This window comes from Bacillus paramobilis (assembly GCF_038096195.1).
GTDB lineage: Bacteria > Bacillota > Bacilli > Bacillales > Bacillaceae_G > Bacillus_A > Bacillus_A mobilis.
The window spans coordinates 1,083,207-1,103,130 of record NZ_CP151108.1; the positions used below are offsets into that span (position 1 = coordinate 1,083,207).

Annotated in this window: 22 protein-coding genes and 2 other annotated features; of the genes, 14 read left to right on the forward strand and 8 right to left on the reverse strand. The window is 36.1% G+C overall.

The annotated features are described in order from the left end of the window. Positions 1–2 precede the first annotated feature (2 nt). The 6 genes from AABL52_RS05620 (at position 3) to AABL52_RS05645 (ending at position 4,003) form a co-directional block, all read left to right on the forward strand. The gene (locus tag AABL52_RS05620) at positions 3–1,031 is read left to right on the forward strand and encodes a FecCD family ABC transporter permease (RefSeq protein WP_002073080.1); all 1,029 of its coding nucleotides are present in this window, start codon (positions 3–5) and stop codon (positions 1,029–1,031) included. Continuing rightward, a complete protein-coding gene (locus AABL52_RS05625) occupies positions 1,018–1,836 on the forward strand; it encodes an ABC transporter ATP-binding protein (RefSeq protein WP_341519030.1) in 819 nt (272 codons plus the stop codon). The genes AABL52_RS05620 and AABL52_RS05625 overlap by 14 nt, the downstream gene beginning before the upstream one ends. Beyond that, the gene (locus tag AABL52_RS05630; RefSeq protein ID WP_001258464.1) at positions 1,803–2,198 is read left to right on the forward strand and encodes an ankyrin repeat domain-containing protein; all 396 of its coding nucleotides are present in this window, start codon (positions 1,803–1,805) and stop codon (positions 2,196–2,198) included. The genes AABL52_RS05625 and AABL52_RS05630 overlap by 34 nt, the downstream gene beginning before the upstream one ends. Before the next feature lie 308 nt (positions 2,199–2,506). Further along, positions 2,507–3,013: a GNAT family N-acetyltransferase gene (locus AABL52_RS05635; protein ID WP_341519031.1), complete on the forward strand. Its 507-nt coding sequence runs from the start codon at positions 2,507–2,509 to the stop codon at positions 3,011–3,013. 56 nt (positions 3,014–3,069) lie between these two features. Beyond that, entirely contained in the window at positions 3,070–3,528 is a 459-nt protein-coding gene (locus AABL52_RS05640) for a GNAT family N-acetyltransferase (protein WP_340421187.1), read from the forward strand. 97 nt (positions 3,529–3,625) lie between these two features. Beyond that, complete coding sequence (locus AABL52_RS05645; protein WP_000025011.1) at positions 3,626–4,003, forward strand: MaoC/PaaZ C-terminal domain-containing protein; 378 nt, start codon at positions 3,626–3,628, stop codon at positions 4,001–4,003. A gap of 33 nt (positions 4,004–4,036) precedes the next feature. Here the strand turns inward: AABL52_RS05645 and AABL52_RS05650 are convergent, their stop codons facing one another. Further along, positions 4,037–4,582, reverse strand: coding sequence for a helix-turn-helix domain-containing protein (locus AABL52_RS05650; RefSeq protein WP_001020698.1), 546 nt, complete (start codon positions 4,580–4,582; stop codon positions 4,037–4,039). A 156-nt stretch (positions 4,583–4,738) separates the two neighbouring features. Between AABL52_RS05650 and AABL52_RS05655 the strand changes: the two genes are divergently transcribed. Together AABL52_RS05655 and AABL52_RS05660 are read left to right on the forward strand one after the other, a co-directional pair. Beyond that, positions 4,739–5,143: a DoxX family protein gene (locus tag AABL52_RS05655; protein WP_341519032.1), complete on the forward strand. Its 405-nt coding sequence runs from the start codon at positions 4,739–4,741 to the stop codon at positions 5,141–5,143. Between the two features lie 21 nt (positions 5,144–5,164). Further along, the gene (locus AABL52_RS05660) at positions 5,165–6,022 is read left to right on the forward strand and encodes a VOC family protein (RefSeq protein ID WP_341519033.1); all 858 of its coding nucleotides are present in this window, start codon (positions 5,165–5,167) and stop codon (positions 6,020–6,022) included. A gap of 15 nt (positions 6,023–6,037) precedes the next feature. On the opposite strand, the gene AABL52_RS05665 is transcribed toward AABL52_RS05660, so the two are convergent. The 3 genes from AABL52_RS05665 to AABL52_RS05675 all read right to left on the reverse strand — a co-directional run bounded on the left by AABL52_RS05665 (position 6,038) and on the right by AABL52_RS05675 (position 11,725). Continuing rightward, a complete protein-coding gene (locus AABL52_RS05665; protein WP_016086202.1) occupies positions 6,038–6,352 on the reverse strand; it encodes a 4a-hydroxytetrahydrobiopterin dehydratase in 315 nt (104 codons plus the stop codon). Next, on the reverse strand, positions 6,333–8,087 hold the full coding sequence (locus AABL52_RS05670; protein ID WP_341519034.1) for an aromatic amino acid hydroxylase: 1,755 nt from the start codon (positions 8,085–8,087) through the stop codon (positions 6,333–6,335). Before AABL52_RS05670 ends, AABL52_RS05665 begins: the two co-directional genes overlap by 20 nt. A gap of 163 nt (positions 8,088–8,250) precedes the next feature. Next, positions 8,251–8,478, reverse strand: a binding site (T-box leader). Positions 8,479–8,528: 50 nt separating this feature from the next. Continuing rightward, positions 8,529–8,757: a binding site (T-box leader), on the reverse strand. 220 nt (positions 8,758–8,977) lie between these two features. After that, positions 8,978–11,725: a S8 family serine peptidase gene (locus AABL52_RS05675; RefSeq protein ID WP_341519035.1), complete on the reverse strand. Its 2,748-nt coding sequence runs from the start codon at positions 11,723–11,725 to the stop codon at positions 8,978–8,980. Between the two features lie 295 nt (positions 11,726–12,020). On the opposite strand from AABL52_RS05675, the gene AABL52_RS05680 reads away from it, so the two are divergent. Then, positions 12,021–13,259, forward strand: a complete 1,239-nt coding sequence (locus AABL52_RS05680) for a translocation protein TolB (protein WP_341519036.1) — start codon at positions 12,021–12,023, stop codon at positions 13,257–13,259. A gap of 44 nt (positions 13,260–13,303) precedes the next feature. Here AABL52_RS05680 and AABL52_RS05685 read toward each other — a convergent pair whose 3' ends face one another. Both AABL52_RS05685 and AABL52_RS05690 read right to left on the reverse strand, forming a co-directional pair. Next, positions 13,304–13,426 (reverse strand): DUF4023 domain-containing protein, encoded by a 123-nt coding sequence (locus AABL52_RS05685; RefSeq protein WP_000071861.1) that lies wholly within the window; start codon positions 13,424–13,426, stop codon positions 13,304–13,306. A 69-nt stretch (positions 13,427–13,495) separates the two neighbouring features. Then, positions 13,496–13,834, reverse strand: coding sequence for a phosphoglycerate mutase (locus AABL52_RS05690; RefSeq protein WP_341519037.1), 339 nt, complete (start codon positions 13,832–13,834; stop codon positions 13,496–13,498). Between the two features lie 171 nt (positions 13,835–14,005). On the opposite strand from AABL52_RS05690, the gene AABL52_RS05695 reads away from it, so the two are divergent. The 3 genes from AABL52_RS05695 to AABL52_RS05705 all read left to right on the forward strand — a co-directional run bounded on the left by AABL52_RS05695 (position 14,006) and on the right by AABL52_RS05705 (position 15,927). Further along, complete coding sequence (locus AABL52_RS05695; protein ID WP_341519038.1) at positions 14,006–14,608, forward strand: histidine phosphatase family protein; 603 nt, start codon at positions 14,006–14,008, stop codon at positions 14,606–14,608. A gap of 18 nt (positions 14,609–14,626) precedes the next feature. Continuing rightward, complete coding sequence (locus AABL52_RS05700; RefSeq protein ID WP_341519039.1) at positions 14,627–15,163, forward strand: delta-aminolevulinic acid dehydratase; 537 nt, start codon at positions 14,627–14,629, stop codon at positions 15,161–15,163. Positions 15,164–15,426: 263 nt separating this feature from the next. After that, complete coding sequence (locus AABL52_RS05705; protein WP_341519040.1) at positions 15,427–15,927, forward strand: DoxX family protein; 501 nt, start codon at positions 15,427–15,429, stop codon at positions 15,925–15,927. 41 nt (positions 15,928–15,968) lie between these two features. On the opposite strand, the gene AABL52_RS05710 is transcribed toward AABL52_RS05705, so the two are convergent. After that, positions 15,969–16,853 carry an alpha/beta fold hydrolase gene (locus tag AABL52_RS05710; RefSeq protein ID WP_341519041.1) on the reverse strand — a complete coding sequence of 295 codons (885 nt, stop codon included), beginning with the start codon at positions 16,851–16,853 and terminating at the stop codon, positions 15,969–15,971. A gap of 15 nt (positions 16,854–16,868) precedes the next feature. Beyond that, the gene (locus AABL52_RS05715) at positions 16,869–17,702 is read right to left on the reverse strand and encodes a GNAT family N-acetyltransferase (RefSeq protein WP_341519042.1); all 834 of its coding nucleotides are present in this window, start codon (positions 17,700–17,702) and stop codon (positions 16,869–16,871) included. A gap of 260 nt (positions 17,703–17,962) precedes the next feature. On the opposite strand from AABL52_RS05715, the gene AABL52_RS05720 reads away from it, so the two are divergent. Then, positions 17,963–19,348 carry an alkaline phosphatase gene (locus AABL52_RS05720; protein ID WP_000714923.1) on the forward strand — a complete coding sequence of 462 codons (1,386 nt, stop codon included), beginning with the start codon at positions 17,963–17,965 and terminating at the stop codon, positions 19,346–19,348. Positions 19,349–19,402: 54 nt separating this feature from the next. Continuing rightward, on the forward strand, positions 19,403–19,870 hold the full coding sequence (locus AABL52_RS05725) for a hypothetical protein (RefSeq protein ID WP_341519043.1): 468 nt from the start codon (positions 19,403–19,405) through the stop codon (positions 19,868–19,870). Positions 19,871–19,924: the final 54 nt, after the last annotated feature.

Below are 19,924 nucleotides of genomic sequence, written 5' to 3' on the forward strand. Positions count from 1 at the left end.
GTATGGAAAGTAGTGAAGTGGTAAGGGAAAAGGAACATCCTTTTGCGAAAAAAAGATGGATAATAGCAGTTACCTTAGTAGTATTAACGATTTTAGGTCTTTTTTACGGCCTTTTCGCAGGAAGTTTATCCTTTTCATTACGAGATATTCTAACAGGGATACAAGATGAAGGTTCGACGGTTCATCGAATTGTATGGGACCTTCGTATACCGAGAGTGCTAGTTGGATTTATAGTAGGAACGTGTTTAGCAGCATCTGGTGCCCTGCTACAAGGGGTTATGAGAAACCCTCTTGCAGACCCTGGTATAATTGGGGTTTCATCTGGAGCAGGCCTTGTAGCAATTGTAATTATGATTTTATTCCCTCAGCATATGGCTTTTTTACCGCTCGGAGCGTTTTTAGGAGCTTTCATAACGGCGATGGTCATTTATGCTTTATCATGGCAAAAGGGGGCACCACCTTCAAGGATTGTCTTAGTAGGTGTGTCAATCAATGCATTAATTGGTGCAGCCACGTCAGCGTTAATGTTATTACATAGTGATAAAGTACAATCCGTGTTGCCATGGTTAGCAGGTGGCATTGGTGGTGTAAGTTGGGCACATTTAAACATGATTATTTATTATGCAATATTCGCTATTATATTAGCCTTCTTTGGTATTAAACATATTCGAGTATTAATGCTTGGAGATGAAATGGCGAAATTATTAGGTCATAACGTGGAGAGAAGCCGGTTTTATTTAATAGTCGTAAGTACATTATTAGCTGGAATTGCGGTTAGTGTTTCTGGTCTTATTGGATTTGTCGGTCTTGTCGTACCACATATGTTACGTTTATTAGTTGGAAATGATTATAAATATTTATTGCCATTATCATGTCTTGGCGGAGGGATATTACTTGTTTTCGCGGATGCGATAGCTCGAAGTTGGTTCGATCCAATTGAATTGCCTGTTGGTATTTTATTATCCTTCTTAGGCGGTCCGTTCTTCTTATATTTAATTCATAGAGGAGGAAAACGAAGTGATTTCCGTTAACAAAGTGTTTTACGCACACTCTGAAAGATTTCAAATGCAAAATATGAATGTACATATTAAAGCTGGAGAGGTCGTTAGTTTAATTGGGCCGAATGGATCTGGGAAATCTACTTTGCTTCGTTTAGTGGCAAGACTACTTAAACAAAGCGAAGGGGATATCATTCTAGATGGAAAAAATATTCATACGATGAAAAGTGCCGATGTAGCGAAGCAATTAGCGATGTTACCACAAATGCATGATCATCAATTAGATTTAACAGTGAAAGAATTAATCGAATTTGGAAGAGGCCCTCATAAATCATGGAGCAGTCGCTTAAATAAAGAAGATGAAGAAATTGTTGATTGGGCATTGTCTGTTACAAATCTTGAAGGGTATGAATATCATCTTTTACAATCTTTATCAGGAGGAGAAAGACAACGTGCCTGGATTGCAATGACGCTAGCACAGCGTACAAATGTTTTATTATTAGATGAGCCAACAACTTTTTTGGATATCGTTCACCAATTGGAAGTAATGGAACTTGTGAAACGATTAAACGAGGAGTTTGGCATGACAATTGTAATGGTTTTACATGATATTAACCAAGCGGCTCAATATAGCGATCGTTTACTTGTATTAAAGCAAGGGCAGCTTCAGTATGACGGTATACCAGAAGAAGTGTTATGTCATGAAATGTTTCAACGTGTGTTCGGCATCGAGGTAGATATTTTTCAAGGAAGCGACAAGCCATTTTTTACACCGAAAAGAATTTCTAAAAGGAGAGAGGCGCGATGCGAACAGAAGAACGTATTACCACTGAGTTAGTAAGGGAATTTGTTATGGTAGCTCACGGAGATTTAGAAAAAGTACAAGAACTGTTGGCTGAATCGCCAAGCTTACTTCATGCCTCTTACAATTGGGGCGGATCAGATTGGGAAAGTGCATTAGGAGCAGCGGCACATGTAGGTCGTAAGGATATTGCTCTCTATTTACTAGAAAAGGGTGCTCGAATGGATATTTTCGCGGCCGCTATGCTTGGGGAATTAGAAGTTGTACAAGCTATTTTAGTAGCACAACCAGAGGCATTGCGTGCATCGGGTCCACATGGTATTTCTCTGCTTCAACATGCACGAATGGGTGGAGAAAAAGCACAGCGTGTATTTGAGTACTTAACGGTGCTCTCCTAATGACCGCAAAGGTTCTTATGTGCGGTAAACTTTTCACTTTCATATAATTGAAAAGTTTACCGCCCGTTAGAACGGGATAAGTATCTAGTATATTTGAAAATCCTACACCCCCCTCAATTGTAGTTTTCTTTATGCTAGTTATGATATGGATGCAGTAGACAATATTTGTCTACTGCCTTTTTTAATTCTTCTGGGATTGAATATTCTGTATTTTATTGTTGGTTCCTTTATAATAGACAGTAACATTTAGTATATATTCAAAACATGGTCGTGTAGTTAAGTACAAACGAGTGGGAAGGAGTGCAGAGATGTTTCATACAGATCGTTTACAAATTCGTAAATATACAATGGATGATTTACAGTTCTACGCTTCGCTATGGGGAAATGAGAAGGTAATGCGCTATATTGGAAATGGGACGTTAAAAACATATATGCAATGTAAAAAAAGTTTGGAGGAGTGGGTGATTCCTAGCTATAAAAACGGTCTCGGTTTATTTGTATTGATTGAAAAGGAAACGGGAATACGAATTGGTCATGCAGGATTAGTTAAGCAGCAAATAGATGGAAAAGAGGAAATTGAAATTGGTTATTGGTTATTACCTAAATATTGGGGAAAAGGGTATGCGAAAGAAGCAGCGGCAGCATTTCGAGATTATGGCTTCCAAGCGTTACGAATGAATAAATTAATTTCTCTTATTAATCCGGATCACCCCGCCTCCATCTTTGTTGCTAGAAAAACAGGACTTAGTTATGAGAAAACAACTTCATTTCATGGGATGGATGTTCTCGTTTATTCCATTAGGCGCATTGGATGAAAAAAGGTTAATTGCATCTTTTGAAGAATGGTATATAAAAATAAAGGGGGGATTACATGTACATTTATCATAATGGACTTATTATTCGTGAGGGAACGAATGGTGTACCTGCATATGCAATTAAAACTTTATTCGAAGATGCCGGTTGGAGCAATGATGATATCCCTTCCTGGCAAATTGAAAAATTCACGCTAGCATTTGAAAATTCAACATGGGCGTTCACAATTTGGGATGAAGAAGAGATGGTTGCAATGGTTAGGGTCATTTCTGATGGAATCATGGTCGCGAACATAGTAAATTTAGTTGTGAAATATGAATATAGAGGGAAGGGGTTAGGCAAGAAACTTGTCGCTCTTTGTTTGCAAAAGCTACCACATGGCGACTGGTTTGCACATACATCCGCGAGTAATTTTGATTTTTATAGAAGTTGTGGTTTTGAGGTGAGAGAGCTATCGAGCAATGGAACATGTGCGTATTATGGGTATCAAATAGCAAAAAAAGATGGGCATCGATAAAGAGAAAAAGGCTCGATATTCTAATAATATAAACTGAACTAAGACGCATTTTATGATAAAATAAAAGAAAATTCTGTTTATTATTAGGGGGATAAAAATGAGTATAAAAGTTGGGGATGTATTTAAATACGAAAGAAGATTTACTGAGGAAGAGGTTTTTGAATTTGCAAATATTACAGGAGATAAAGGTAGGCATCATATGGAATATGATGAAAATGGACGTTTAATGGTTCATGGTTTATTGACTGCTAGTATTGGAACGAAAGTAGGCGAAGAATTACATTACATAGCAAGAGAATTAGTAAGTGAGTTTATTAGACCGGTTTTTACAGGGGATACGATCACTTGTGAATTGACTTTAACAAATGTTGAACAGATGGAAGGATACAAAAAGGTTTCAATCGAGTCGGTTTATCGCAATCAACACGAAAAGACTGTACTAGTTGGGACAAGCTATGGAGTTATAAGGGGATAAAAAAGAAGCCTAATTTACAGGCTTCTTTTTTATTTAATAAACACGTTTTCGATTTTCTGCATGACTAGAGATGAGTAATAATGCCGTTTCTTCTCCTATATTACGCACGATATGAGGAACACATGCATTCCAAGAGAAAGAATCACCTTCTTCTACAATTGCAATATCTTCTCCGTGTTGAACTTCTAGTTTTCCGCGTAATACGAGGTGACACTCTTCCCCCTCATGGGCATTTGGTGAGTTTTCTTTTGGAAACCCAGCAGGAATTTCTACGAGATTTAGGCGGAGGCCACCTTGCTCTGCAACATGTTCAATTCTTTGTTCATCTTTTCCGTATACACTATATTTACGCTCTACCTTTTTGACAACTTTCAACCGATCTTTTTGTTCTAACAATAAATAGGGAAGAGGAACGTTTAAAAAATTGGAGATCGTTTCTAAAGTTGAGATAGATGGTGAAGTTTTATTATTTTCGACCTGACTCATAAATCCTTTAGAAAGACCTGTTCCCTCACAAATTTGTGCGATTGTTATGCCTCTACGTTGACGAATTTCACGTATTGCAGAACCAATATTCATAAAATCAAGCTCCTTTTTGTAAACAACTATTTGTATCATAGCAAAAAAAATATATATTTTCCCAGTGAAAATGAATTGACGAATAAAAAAAAGTAGTGTATGTTTTGTAATGTAAATAAAAGTTTTGTATAAGAAAACTATAAAGGAGAGAATGAAATGAATCAACATATCGGTAACTTAATTATTCGTATCGTGTTAGGGGTAACGTTCTTTATGCACGGTTTAACAAAATTCCAATCGGGGATTGACAATATTGCAGGGTGGTTTACAAGCATTGGTTTACCAGGAGGACTTGCATACGGCGTAGCAACAGCGGAAGTAGTTGGTGGTATATTGTTAATTCTAGGTTTAGGAGTAAGATATATTGGATTATTATTTGCACTTGTTATGGTTGGAGCAATTGTGAAAGTAAAATGGTCAGCTGGTTTATTAGGAGATGGAAAAAATCCTGGCTTCGAATTAGAGCTTGCATTGTTAGCAATGGGTGCGTACTTATTTGTTGCGAAAGCAGAAGGTTTTGTAGATAATTTCTTAAAAGAGAAAATGTCAAAGAAAAACTAAATGAAATGGGGGGCTAACAAGATGAGTTTTCAACTTCATCCCGACACAACACTTGATGTTGTTCATTTATATGTATCAAATATAAAGAAATCACTAGAGTTTTATACAGAAGTACTAAGCATGAAAGTACTAAAAGAAGATGAAATGGTCGTTACATTTGGGAATGAAAATAACGAACCACTCCTTATCATTGAAGAAAAGAAAGAAGCTCTACCAAAGCAAAGAGGGAGAACAGGGTTATATCATTATGCAATTTTATTACCAAGTAGACAGGATTTAGCGAATATTCTTCGTCACCTTGTAGAAATGGTATATCCACTGCATGGCGGAGCCGATCATTACTTTAGTGAGGCCCTTTATTTAGCTGATCCAGATGGAAACGGGATTGAAATTTATCATGATCGCCAAAAAGAAGTTTGGCGTGATGAGAATGGGGAACTACCATTTGTTAGCAATCCGTTAGCTGGTGAAGAGTTATTACAACAAGGAAGTGCGTGGAATGGTTTTCCAGCGGGTACTGTGATGGGGCATGTTCATTTCCATGTAGCTGATTTAGAAGAAGCAAAACGTTTCTATGTGGATGGTCTTGGTTTTGAAGTAACAATCCCAGCTCGTAATGGCGCGTTGTTCGTATCGGCAGGTGGCTATCATCACCATATCGGTTTAAATACGTGGCAAGGTGAAGGAATACCACCGCAAATGCCAAATTCTGTTGGCTTGAAATATTTCACAATTGTACTAGCGGATGAAAAACAAAAAGAGCAAGTATGTGAAAGCTTAAAAAATATTGGCAAGATTGCTACGTACAAAGATGGAATATTACAAGTTGAGGACCCATTTGGACATTGTATTCATTTCAAAATGAAAGGAGAAGCCTAAAAAGGCTTCTCTTTTTTACTTTCTTATAATTGCTTTTTCGTTTTGTAAAAATAGTTCATCAAATTGCTTTGCAAGCTCAAAATCTAGTTTCGTTAAACCTTTTGCATTCCAAGATGACAAAGTAATAATGACTGCTTTATACTGGATAAGGATAAATGGATGGTGATTATGTTCTTCTGATAGTTTGGCGGCTTCAGAGACAAATTCGACTCCTTTTAAGTAGTCGGAAAACATATATTTTCGTTCAATCCATTTCTCATCTTTTACCATCCATTTATCTACCTTCAATAATTCCTCTTGAACTTCTTCTTCAGTTAATCTTAGCATCATTTTTCACATCCTTTATTGGAAGTAACGCAAGACCATTGTTAATAAGGCGTATTACAGCTTCGTCAGTTGTGAAAGTAGAAAGTTGATGTAGTAATGTTGCCGATGTTTCATGCCCTTTGTTATGCTCTAAAAGTAACTCTAATACTTCAAGGCGCAGCAACCATTCTTTCGCATAAAATTTATTTAATACCTCTTGAATTGCTACTAATTGATCGATATGCGCGTCGTGTAAGATCCTCTCACTTCGAATATCTCGAACTGTTTGATACATACGTTCAAGTTCATTCAGTACAAGTGGAGCAGGAATTTCTTGAACTTCCTCATCCATTGGGAAAAATGCTGCTGCATCTGCGGCACCTGGGAATACTGAAGTGATTTGTGAGCCAACAGCCATATCAAATGCGCCCCATGAAGCATCAAATAAAACGCGGGCGTTATAAGTAACTGTGCAATCGATAAAGGAAATAAGAGCAATTTTCTTATTGTTTTTTACAATATCTGTTACTGTTCCTTTTACATGAATACCACTTGCAAAAGTAAACTCAGCGATAGTTCCAATTGTAATTCCTAATGATTGTAGTTGTTCGTCTGTACAAGTTTCTAATGCAATATTTTCAGTGAGTAATCCAATCGGTGTTCCAAATCCATCACTGTGTACAGACGTAGAATGATTCGCTAACTGTTTATTATGAAGCGCTAATGCCGTTGGCGAATTTGTTCGCATGTAAATTAATTCACCTGCATCGTTTTCAATTGTCTCGCTAAATGTACCAGTAATTTGTAATCCGCTATTTAGCTCAGCTGTTGCATAGTTCTCGGAGCGAATTGCTTTTTCTAAACCTTCTTTTCCACCTGTTTTAAAGGCCATCGTTTTAGAAAATGTTTCAAGCGCATCTGTTAATTCTTCAAAGGATTTACAAACAAATAGTTGTGGTTGCATTTTTGTTACGTCATAAGTTGTCCCTGTACATGCTTCGATAGAAAATGGAACCTTTTCTACAGCGTCAGTTAAGCAATGTTTGCTTTCGCCAACAGAAGAAAGGAGGCCAGCACCATATATTTTTGGATCATCTATATTTCCAATCAATCCATATTCTACTGTCCACCAGAAAAGACGTGAAATTTGTTCAGCTTCTGATAAACCAGAAACTAAGTTTTGTTTTTCAATTACAGCATTTTCAGCAGCCTTAACTTCATCAGGAGTAGAAGTAGGGCTTTCTTTTACTATCGTTAATGTACGAACAGCTTCAAATGCATCATGTTCTTCTTTTGTAGAGAAAGCTTTTGCACCAATTTGCCCAAAACGTTTCACATATTCTGCATATGTAGGATCAAGTAAAATCGGTGCGTGTCCTGCTGCTTCGTGTACGATATCTGGAGCTGGTGTGTACTCGATATTTTCTACTTTCCGAATATCTGTTGCGATCGGTAGTAATCCGTGTCCTTGAAAATCGAAGAATGCTACGCCGGGAATAAGTCCGTCAATTGTTACAGCGCCCCAGCCACTTGGTGCTAAACACTCATTCATTTCTTCTACTTTTGGAATTGCATCTATATTAATACCAGATGATTGTAGTCCGTTCACATAGGCTGGATGAGCAACGTCTTTTAAGAAGCTATGATTTTGTCTCATAATATAACGCCACACAGCGTGATTCACCGGTGTGTATTGATCATAATGTTGTGTGGATACGAATGGTTTTAAATGCGATGGAATTTCTGTTTTCTTTGTCATTTAGACATCCTCCTTTTTTTCAATAAAATTGAATATCGATTTCGTATAGCTTGTATCACCTCCTTTCATTTTTTGTAAGCGCTTATAAAATTTTATCATAAGATTCGGAATTATTTAACATCTGTTTCTGTGAGAAATAGAAAAAGCCCCTATCGGAAAATCCGATAGGGGCGAAAGAATCGCGGTACCACCCTATTTGTAAGTGAAAATATACTTACATCTCAATTAATGATAACGGAAAAATTCCGTCTTTTCCTTCATGCATAAAAGCACTACGAAAAAGAAGCTCCAGAATTGTAATTCATACTTATATATGTGCTAATTTCCACCAACCATTAGCTCTCTGTAACAGGGATATAAGATACTACTGCGATTCTTTCAACGCGTATATATGAAATTGTGTAAGAGGTTGGACGCAAAAAAGTCCCTATCGGAAAATCCGATAGGGACGATAAAAATCGCGGTACCACCCTATTTGTAAACAACTAATTGTTTACCACTCACTTTACGATAACGGAAAGATCCGTCTTTCTCTTCGTGCATAAAAAGCATTACGGGAAAGAAGCTCCAGAATTGTAATTCACGCTTGTATATGTACTGATTCGCACCAACCATCAGTTCTCTGAGACAGTGATATAAGTCGCTACTAGTATTCCTTCAAAGCCGATATATAATTCGTTCAACTAAACTATGTTTTGTATTATAAAACTATATTAAAAAAATTGTCAATAAAAATTTTTTATCCCATGTTAATGAGCGGTAAAACTCCTACCTCAAAATTCGGTGGGAGTAAAGAAGTTAGATGGGAGACTAACTACTCGTGAACCCCGATTGGTGAAGGCTAATAATCAGTGGGGATGAATGAAATCTCCACTGATTAAAGTTTCACTTTATTTCACTTCTAAATCAACATTTAAATTAGTTGTATTTCCAGCTGCATCTGTTGCAACAATATGAATTGTATTCTTTCCTTGTTGTAATTGATTACGATCGAAATAAATTTCGTAGTTTTTCTCCCAAGTGTTTAGGAATGCACTTTCCCATACACCATTTCCGTTAATTTCATATTGCATTCTCACTGGAATACCAGGCGCAATCCAACCGGATTCTGTCATCCAATCTAGTAGAATATCGTCAACTTTTCCTCTAATTATGAGATTTTCTTGATCAACTTCGTGCGTTAACTTAGGTGCTGTTCGGTCAACAAACACAGCTCCTGTTTGCTTTGTTTCTCCACCCGAGTTAGAAGCAACAGCTTCGATTTGGTATAAGCCATCAGGCAACGGAGATCCGTCAGTTCTTGTACCATTCCATTTGAAAGACTTATAACCTGGTGTTTCGTTTTTACCTTGATATACAGTGCCTTGATATGTCACACGGTCTTTCGTAATTAAATTGGCATGAAACGCTATATCTTCAACTGGTGTAACTAAATAGTAATTGATTAGGTTGTCATCTAGTATTTTGTCATTATTTGGACTGAAAGTAGAATTAACGATTTCAAGGCCATCAATACGCTTGTATTCTTTCGGATCGATGCTAAATGTAAATGGAATACGCATCTCTTCAGTTTTCCCTTGCTCTTTTACATACAGATTCCCTGTATATACGCCTTGTGGTAAGGAGCTATCTACAGTAATAGTAAAAGGTTTTTCAATATTACTATTCGGTTTCATACTAATAGAAGAAGGGAAAGAAGTCTGGATTTTTGTTTTTGTATCTAATAATTCAATACGAGTTGAAAAGTTTTTCTTTTTGTTAGAAAGATTTTCTAACGTAATATTTTGTGTTAGTTTCAGTTTGCCACTATTCGGTTTAATAAGACCGAAGCTTACGTTGTTCGGTTTCACTAACGCATCCGTTTGAGCTGCTTTTGGAATGTTAATTAAACCTGATCCTTGTGCCATGACAGGATATGTATTTTCATTGACATCCTTTAATGTTTTTGCAGTGTTGGCAAGAGCAGATTTCAATTGTTCTGTCGTCCAATCAGGATGCATTTGACGTAGTAAGGCAACGGCTCCTGCTACTTGAGGTGCAGCCATACTGGTTCCGTTGTGAGACTCATAGCCACCTCTAGGTACAGTACTCGTAATTTGTACTCCTGGTGCAACGATATCTGGTTTTATAAGCCAACTACCTTGTGATGGTCCTCTAGAACTAAAGTTACCAATTAATTCAGTTGGAACTGGTTGTCCAATTTTTATATTTTTCTTGCGCTTTGTAATTAAGTTTTTCAACTCTTCGCCATTTGCATTTGATAATTGCATAACTGGAAGAGCTAGATTTTCTCGTGCAAAGTATTCAGGCATAATATTGATTTCTTTTTCATTAGAAATTAATAGTACACCAACTGCACCAGCTTGTTTCGCTTGTTCTGCTTTTACTAACGTACTAGAAGTACCTTGTAAAACAAGTGCAAATTTCCCTTTCACATCTTGTTTTGCATAATCACTTGGATTACCATAGCCAACGTATACAAGAGGGGAATCATTTCCTATTGGGAAATCGGACTTTGATAACGGTAACCCTTGATATGTTTTGCTGGAACCAGCTACTTGGAACGTTGGAAACGGGATAGAAACAGTAGATGCACCAACAGAGATGACGCTACTCGCGTTACCAGGAGCATCAACAGACCAAGGCTTTGGTCCATCATTTCCATTTGAAACGACTGCAGTAATACCAAGTTTTGCTGCACGTTCTAACGTCATTGTTACAGGTTGATCAGGGACATTCAAATCTTGACCGAGAGATAAATTTAAAACGTCAGCGCCATCTTGAATAGCGCGCTCAATACCTTGAATAATATCATCCGTCGTACCAGTGCCACCATCATTCATTACACGATAAGCTAGAATAGATGCATTTGGAGCAACACCTTTAATTTTTCCGTTACCAGCAATAATGCCAGCTACATGAGTACCGTGTACATTGCCATCCATCGGATCATTATCCTCATCGACTGTATCATATCCACCGATATAGTTTGCTTGTAAATCAGGATGTGTATAGTCTACGCCAGAATCAATAATAGCGACTTTCATACCTTTTCCATCAAGCGGTTTGCCAGATGGATCTTTTAAATTCCATGCTTCAGGTGCACCGATTGTCGGTCCACCGACATTTGGCGCTTCTTCATTAGTAGTGCTTTTTGCTGTTTCATGCAATTTATATGTTAAGTTCGGATAAACAGCTTTTACTTCAGGCAAAGAAGCTAAAGCAGCAACTTGATCTCCTGGAATAGAAATAGAAAATCCAGAAAATAACGTACTATACGTTTCTTTTATCTTTGCTTTGGGTGCTTTTTCTTTAATTTTCTTTGTTGTATCCTCTTGTGCCTTTTTTAATTGTGCATGGTATGATTGCACATTTCCATTTTTTAAATCTGGAGCATGCTGAATGTTACTTTGTGAAGCGAGCGGAGCATGTTGCAATTCTACAATGACTGAAATTTCTTTTGCTGTTTTTGTTTCAACATTTTGCGCGATTTTGTTTTCTCCCCATTGCTCAATATTGGCTTTTAACTGTGGACTAAATTGCTTCTCCTTTTGCAGCGATTCAGCATGCGCGCTTAAAGCTCCAAAACTAGAAAAGACAAGCGCCATACTTAATAGTGCAGATGTAGTTTTTTTCATTGAAACTCCCCCTAATAAAAGTGTCAATATTCCGAAAAATTATCTTACATTTTTGTTATGAAATATAAAATTGAATGTTGGCTAAACTATACTTTCGACATAATTCATACCAATCCTCTTTGAATTAAAAATTTCTTGGGAAATTTTTTGGGATTATGTCGAATGATTAATATTCAGCGAGGGAAGCCCAGCCTTAATGGGGATAAATCCACAACGATTGTGCAATTAATACGGAGCGGGATTCGCATATAGTAAGCGGCATATGAGGAATGCTATAAGAAAAATGGAGGAACGTATGAAAAAAATTATTGTGAGTAGTAGTGTGGGATTGTTCATTTTTCTATCTTCAATTTTGATTGCTAGTGCGGAACATAATGGGGTGAAAGTTGCTTTCATCCGTCATCATGACCTTTGGATTAAAATTGATGGAAAAGAAAAACAAATAACAAAGGGTGAGTACATAACAGGGCCAAAATGGTCTCATGATGGAGAATGGATATCTTATGCTAAAGGAAAGAAGCAAAACACCTTGGAATTGTACCGACTGGAAGATGGAAAAAAAGTTAGTCCATTGCAATCTGAAGTATCAAATTATCAATGGTCACCGAAAGAGAATATAATTGCATTTGTATTTGCGGATACATTAAATACGTTTGATGTCCAAAAAAAGAATGCAGATTTTGAAAATGTATCAGCTGGTGTAGGTGATTATGTATGGTACCCTGATGGAAAGAAGTTTTTTGTATCTTCTGAAGCACACTTACTTCCAACAGGATGGACAGGAGCCCAGCTATATGAAGTGCAAAAAGATGCACATATGAACCCTCATAAAATGAAACATTTATATGCATTACCAAATGAACATGATGATTTTCTAGCGCTAGTTGCAAGTGGGTTTAAGTGGTCACCAGATCGAAAGTGGATTTCATTTTTAGCGGTACCGACAGCTTCATGGTCAGCTGATAGTAATACACTTTGCTTAGTTCGAGCAGATGGCAGTCGGTTTGAAAAAGTAGATCAAATGTTATTAAACACAGAATGGTTCAAATGGGCGCCATCCAACAATATATTAGCTTATATTGAAGGAAGCGGGAGAGTTGCGTTAGAGAATAAACATTTAAAAGTAAAAGAACTGCCTGCACTTCAGCAGAACACATTTACGCCGAAAGGATATGTCGATTGGGATTTTGCATGGAAGAATGATAAAGTAATTATCGTTTCACGGGCAAAAGAGGCAGGGATAGAAACTCCGCCAGAAAAAAGGCCACTGCCATCTTTATATGAGATCGATCGTACAAGCAATATACAACAGCGAATCACAAACCCACCTCATAAGCTAGGTGATTATCATCCAATTTTTATGAAGAAGAGCAATCAATTAATATGGATACGTTCAGACCGTGAGAAAGCCAATGTATGGATTGTCAATAGTGATGGGAAACAGGAAAAGAAGTGGATTGAAAATATAGATGTACCAGAGTGGTATTATGAGAAATGGAATTGGGAAAATGTTATCTCGGTGAAAGAAGAATAAAAAAAACGTGCCTAAAAGATAATTTTAGGCACGTTTTTTTATTATTATTTATGTGTTTTATTTGGCTTTTTTTTCGCTGGGTTTCCGTTTCCTTGACGCTTTCTGTTTTGTTCATCTTTTGCTTGTTTTTCATGCAGTGTATCTAAAAAATCATTCGAGTTACTCATTTTTATATCGCTCCTTTCATTTCGTCCTAATTACTATAACCATTTAGGAGGATAATCATGAGGTAAAAGTTAAGCACTTAGTTTTCTTCGATAGTATACGTAAAATATGCCATACGTAATAAATAGCATAAATAAAATTTGTAGCTCTACATTTTTTTTTAAAATAGTTGCGACAGAAGGTGGTAAGTAAGGGGATGTATCGCTCGTTCCTATACCTAACCATTTGTTTAAGAGGTTAATGGTACAAAACATAAAAACACCAGACCAGCTTGCAATAATTGCTTTCTGCTTAATTTTTGTTTCGCGTTCATCATCTGTAATCCAAGGGTTAGCAGTTTTATCACTACTGAAAAATCCGTTTATATATCCCCATATAATCGTTCCAATTAAGATGGTTAGCCATTTCATATTTGTGATTCCCCTCTCGCTTGTAAAAAGTATTTTACACATAAAATTGTAATGTTTTCCAATATAATATGTCAAATGTTTTTTACATATTAGTTTTTTATATAGCAGGAATAATGGATGGAATAGGGAAGGAATTATGTTGAAGGATTTCATAGAGAGAGGAGGATCGATATGAAACTCGTTTTTGTTCGGCATGGAAAAGGTGAACATACAAAGGACTTGCCGTCAAGTTTACAAGTGTTGCATCCCCCATTAACGGATGAGGGAAGGAATCAGGCTAAATTACTTCAATGCAATGTGCCATTGCAAGAAACGGATATATTAGTTGCCAGTCCTACAATTAGAACTTTACAAACGGCAACAATATGGAGTAAGAAAGTAGCTTGTCCAAAAATCGTCCATCCATATGTATCACCGCGTATTTTTCCTTATCGAGAAGGAGCGAAAACATTACCATGTGATCACATAGTAGATCAGGGGATAATAACAAATTTATTTCCACATTTTTCGATAGAAAAAAGTACAAATAAGCAGTTATGGACGGAAGGTATAAATACTATTTCAGAACATAGCTTTCAGCAAATAGTAGATGAATTTCTTCTTTGGTGTTATGAGCTAGGTGCGGAAAGAATTTGTATTGTATCTCACGATGGGACAATTACTGCGTATAGGCAATATTTGCAGAAAGTCGTGTTAACTAGATATGATTTTTTGCAAGAAACGGGTATATATGAAATGGATCTATCCCTTAAAAGTTTGATGGATGAGATTTAATGATAGGATGGAGGGTGTATGTTGAATGTTGCATTAGTAGTTGGTTTTAATTCGGATTTAGAGGCGCAATCAATCCGGGCATCGCTTGAATATTTTGGGGCAAAAGTTATAACATACTGGATTGGTAGACCGAAAGAGTTCATCGATATTCTTTCTGGAAAGAGTTTATATAATGATATCGATTATGTTATTTTTTGCTTTCATGGTGAGGAGAGAAAGTTTGTCATGGAAGAGTTAGGTGAAGATATATATGAACAAGATGAACCGAGAGGATACTTTGGTGCAGAAGAAATTTATAAATATGCAAAATTGCATAATACACATATTGTAAATAGCGGGTGTACGTTAGGGGAACAAAAACTAGCAGAATCTTTTTTGCGTAGTGGGGCGAAATCGTATATTGGATCGATAGATTATGTAGATGGGAATGCAGCACTTATGTTTACAATACGCTTATTTTATGGGCTTATTAGCCATGAAAAAACGTTAGAAGATGCTTTTCAAGAGGCGAAATTAATCGATGAGGAGACACGTACATTTCAATTCTATAAATAGAAAAAACACGTTTATTCTATATTCGAATAAACGTGTTTCACATTTAGCTCACATTTTTTTTACATTTTCTTCAATGAAAACCATTATCACTTATGGTATGATATGTTCAAGTTTTTACAGGTAATAGAAGTTACTATATAAACGTTAGTTTTTAATGTTTCATACACATGTCACGAATTATTCATAATTAACGTTTGTAAAATAAGTAACTAATGTTATTATATTAACTGTAACTGACTTAATTACAACTTTAGGAGGAAGATATGGTTATTCAAATTTTAAGAGAAAACAAAGCAGTTTCTTTTGTGTTAGCAGTAATTCGAGTGTATCTTGGTTACACATGGTTAATGGCTGGAATCGGTAAACTACAAGGAAAAGGATTCGATGCAACTGGTTATTTACAAGGTGCAATTGAAAAATCTAAAGGAGCACAACCGGCTGTTCAATCTTGGTGGGCATCATTTTTACAAGATTTTGCAATTCCAAACGTTGATCTATTTAATACACTTGTAACGTGGGGAGAAATTTTAGTTGGAATTGGTTTAATTGTAGGCTGTTTAACAAAAACAGCGGTCTTTTTCGGTCTTGTAATGAACTTTTCCTATATGCTTAGTGGGTCAATCGGTGTAAACCCTGAAATGGTTATTTTATCAATGTTCGTTCTAGTTTCTGGTATGAATGCTGGTAAATTTGGAATAGATGGTTTTGTTATTCCGAAAGTATTGGGTTCAAAAACTCAAAAACGCCAAAAGCAAGCTGCTTAATATATGAAAGCGGGTATCTCCAAATGAGATACCCGCTTATGTTATTTTTCAACTTTGATTGGATTGTTCTTAAAGAATTCTTTTACATAACCTACAAATTCTTGTGGCTCTTGACGAAATGGTGCATGATAACCTTTTTCGATAATATGGAAAGTACTATTTTTTAAGAATTGATGATATGTTTCTCCTTCTTTCCAAGAAACGCTACTATCATTTCTTCCCCATATAATTAAGGTTGGTTGATTCAATTCATTTGCATTGATTTGAAGGCGTCTAGGCCATAATTTCATTTTATTGTAATGCTCTTCATCATTACGTTTAAATTTCACTTTACTTTCATCAAAATCTGCAACAGCAGAAACGGTATTTAAATCAGTCGACAACTGTGGTTTTGGTGAGCCTTGTTTATTAACGAATGTATGAGGACCACCTGTAGCATCAGTTAAAATAAGGTGGGTAACGGCTTCAGGATATAAATATGTTAAATTAAGAGAAATTTCTCCGCCCATTGAGTGTCCCAGTATTGCAAACGAATCATAACCTAGTTTTTTCATTAATTTATAATACAAATTTGCATGAGTTGGGAAAGAATAATAAAAATCCATCGGCTTAGATGAGCGCCCGAAGCCTAAAGCATCTACAGAAATAATTGTATGATCTTTTGCTAAATCTGAGTAAATCTTTTGAAAACCATCTGACGATCCTCCAAATCCATGGATCATAAGTAAAGGTGGCTTTTCATTACCAATCTTTTTAAAGTAAATGGTTTGCCCATCTATTTCTACCATTTTTTCCTCGGTAGCTAGTTTTGTTGTAAGTGTATTTTTAACTTGTTTAACTTGTTCTACTGGCTTTTCTGCTGCACTACATCCTACTAATAGTGTAAGAGTAAGACAACCTACCATAAAATAGCTAAATCGCTTCAATGAGGTGTCCCCTTTCTAACATAACGCTGTATCTATCATAGCAAATAGCATATTACGATTTCCAGGAAGTTGGCTACCATTTTTTATCATAAGAGGTGAAAGGAGCGTTTCTTGGAAATTTTCTGTTTGAAGAAAGTTACGAAATGAAAATTGTGAATGTGGGACATCAATCCTTACTGTGCCATTCCAACATTCACAGATTTTCTTAAATAATTGAATAGCATCCTTCTCTTGCTTTGCAATAAGTGGATTGACGCATAATATATTACCTTTTTGTACACATAAGGAAAAAGCTTCTATACAGTTATTTCTCTCAATTTTAAAAGAGTGGCTCGTTCTCGGTAAGAGTAATGAATAAAGTAAAGAACGATTAGCACCAGTTGTAATTTGATCGAGAGAAATAAGTGATATAAGGTCTGGTTCTTTCACTTGTTGTGTATGAGCAATATGTGTCTTAGTCGTTTGTTTTTCAAAACGATGAATCGTCGTTACTGTTTGAAATCCGCACGATGTATAAAGAGGCTCGCCAGCTTTTGTTGCAATAAGTGCAATTGGTTGTTTTGGATAGGTACGTTCTAAGCAGCGAGTAAGCAACATACGTCCGATGCCCTGGCCTTGAAAATTAGGATGGACGATTAACATGCCAATAGTAGAAAAACTAACTTTAAAAGGAAATACTCCTCCAGCTGCAATCAGTTTATTTTCATGCATATAACCGATAATTGTGCCGAGAGAAAGATACATTTCGAATTGTTTTTTCATAAATGCTTTATCTTGTAACCATCCAATAGCTTTACAAAGGTCGAGTAAATCAAAAATAAAAGATTCATCTAGCTTTATTATTTTCATAAATACTCCCACATTTCTATTAATTTTCATAAAAGTAGATTGAAAGTGTTAAATAAGAGATGTACGTTACATGAAATCCAACTTGTTTATATTTTAATTGTAAAGGGGAAGAAGGTTGATACGAACAGACAAACTTATACAAATTATAACTGATATTTACATAAGTTAACAAAAAATTTACATATAACTAATTTTCTCTTAATAGTCTTCTATTAAATTTGATAGTGGGAAATGAATAACCTAATTAGGGGGACAATATAGTGAAAAAGTTTGTAAAAAAAGCATGGCCATTTGCAGTTGTGGCATCGTTAGCTGTTACTTCGGTAGCAACTTGGAATTTTACTCGTTCTAGTGAGGTTAATGCAGATGAGAGCGGAAGCAATGCAAAGATTAAAAATGTCATCGTATTAATTGGGGATGGTATGGGACCTTCATATATGACAGCTCACCGTTATATGAAAGATAATCCAAAAACTTTTGAGATGGAATCTACAGAATTTGATAAGCATCTTGTAGGAACGCAAAAAACATATCCGGAAGATGAACATGAAAATATTACAGACTCTGCATCTGCAGCAACTGCTATGTCAGCAGGAATTAAAACATATAATGCGGCAATTGCAGTTGATAATGATAAAGCAGAAGTGAAAACGGTTCTTGAACAAGCGAAAGAAAAAGGGAAATCAACAGGACTCGTTGCTACTTCTGAAATTACACATGCAACACCAGCTGCTTTCGGTGCGCATGATATTAGTCGTAAAAATATGGACGCAATTGCAAATGATTATTTTGATGAAAAAATTAAAGGGAAGCATAAAGTAGATGTTATGCTTGGCGGCGGAGTAAATAACTTTGTTAGAAAAGATCGTAATCTTACAGAAGAATTTAAGAAATCTGGTTATAGCTATGTAACTGATCGCAATCAATTGTTAAATGATAAAAATGATCAAATTCTAGGTTTATTTGCGCCAGGCGGTTTAGATAAAATGATTGACCGTACCGATAAAACACCTTCATTAGAAGAAATGACAAATGCAGCAATCGAACGTTTGAACAAAAATAAAAATGGTTTCTTCTTAATGGTTGAAGGAAGTCAAATCGACTGGGCTGGACACGATAATGATATCGTTGGTGCAATGAGTGAAATGGAAGACTTTGAAAAAGCATTTAAAGCAGCGATTGAGTTTGCGAAAAAAGATAAAAATACATTAGTCGTTGCAACGGCAGACCACGCTACAGGCGGATTATCTTTAGGTGCAAATGGCGAGTATAACTTTAAAGTAGATCCAATTAAAGCTGCAAAACGCACACCAGACTTCATGGCAAATGAGATTGCAAAAGGTGCAAATGTAGAAGAAACATTGAAAAAATATATTGATTTACAATTAACACCAGAAGAAATTAAAGCGGTAAATGATATTGCTCCTTCAAAAGATGTAACAAAGATTGATAACGCGATTGAGGATATTTTCAATAAGCGTTCGGTTACAGGCTGGACAACAGGTGGACATACAGGGGAAGATGTAAACGTATATGCATTTGGCCCTGGTAAATACTTGTTCTCTGGCGTTCAAGAGAATACAAATATCGCTAAACGTGTCTTTGATATTGTTGGCGGTGGCGATCCGAATAAAGGAAGACGCTAATTATAAATGAAAGTGAGGCAAAATGCCTCACTTTTCTTTTTAGGAGATGGGAAAATGAGTTCTTTTTTCAGAGGGATAGGATCTTTTCTAATAGGGGCATTATTGCTAGTGGGATGTCAATCGAAGGAGAATCATATAGAACAAAAATCTACTACTACAAAAACTGAGGAAAAGGTACAAATAACGAAAGAAGAAGAGAAATCGATTCAAGATGTGATGGAGAAATTTGTACGGACGACAAATGAAAAAAATCTTGCTGAACATATGGACTTATTCTCAAAGAAGATGCCTAGTGCTGAAGACTTAAAAACACAAAAAGAAGCCGCTTTTCAAAAGGGAAATAAGAAAATTGAATTGGAACATATAGACATGAAGGCTAGTAAAGCAGGGTATGTTGTAGTTGAAACAAAGGAAAAGGAAATAGATGGGGAGGTCACTCTTCAGAAAAAAGTACAGTATGCGCTTGGAAAAGAAGAAGATAGCTGGAAAATTGAAGAGGTTCGCACGATAGGGAAGAAATAAAGTGAAACTTTAATCAGGGAGTCTTACTGCCCGTAAATAGCGAAATAAAAAAGG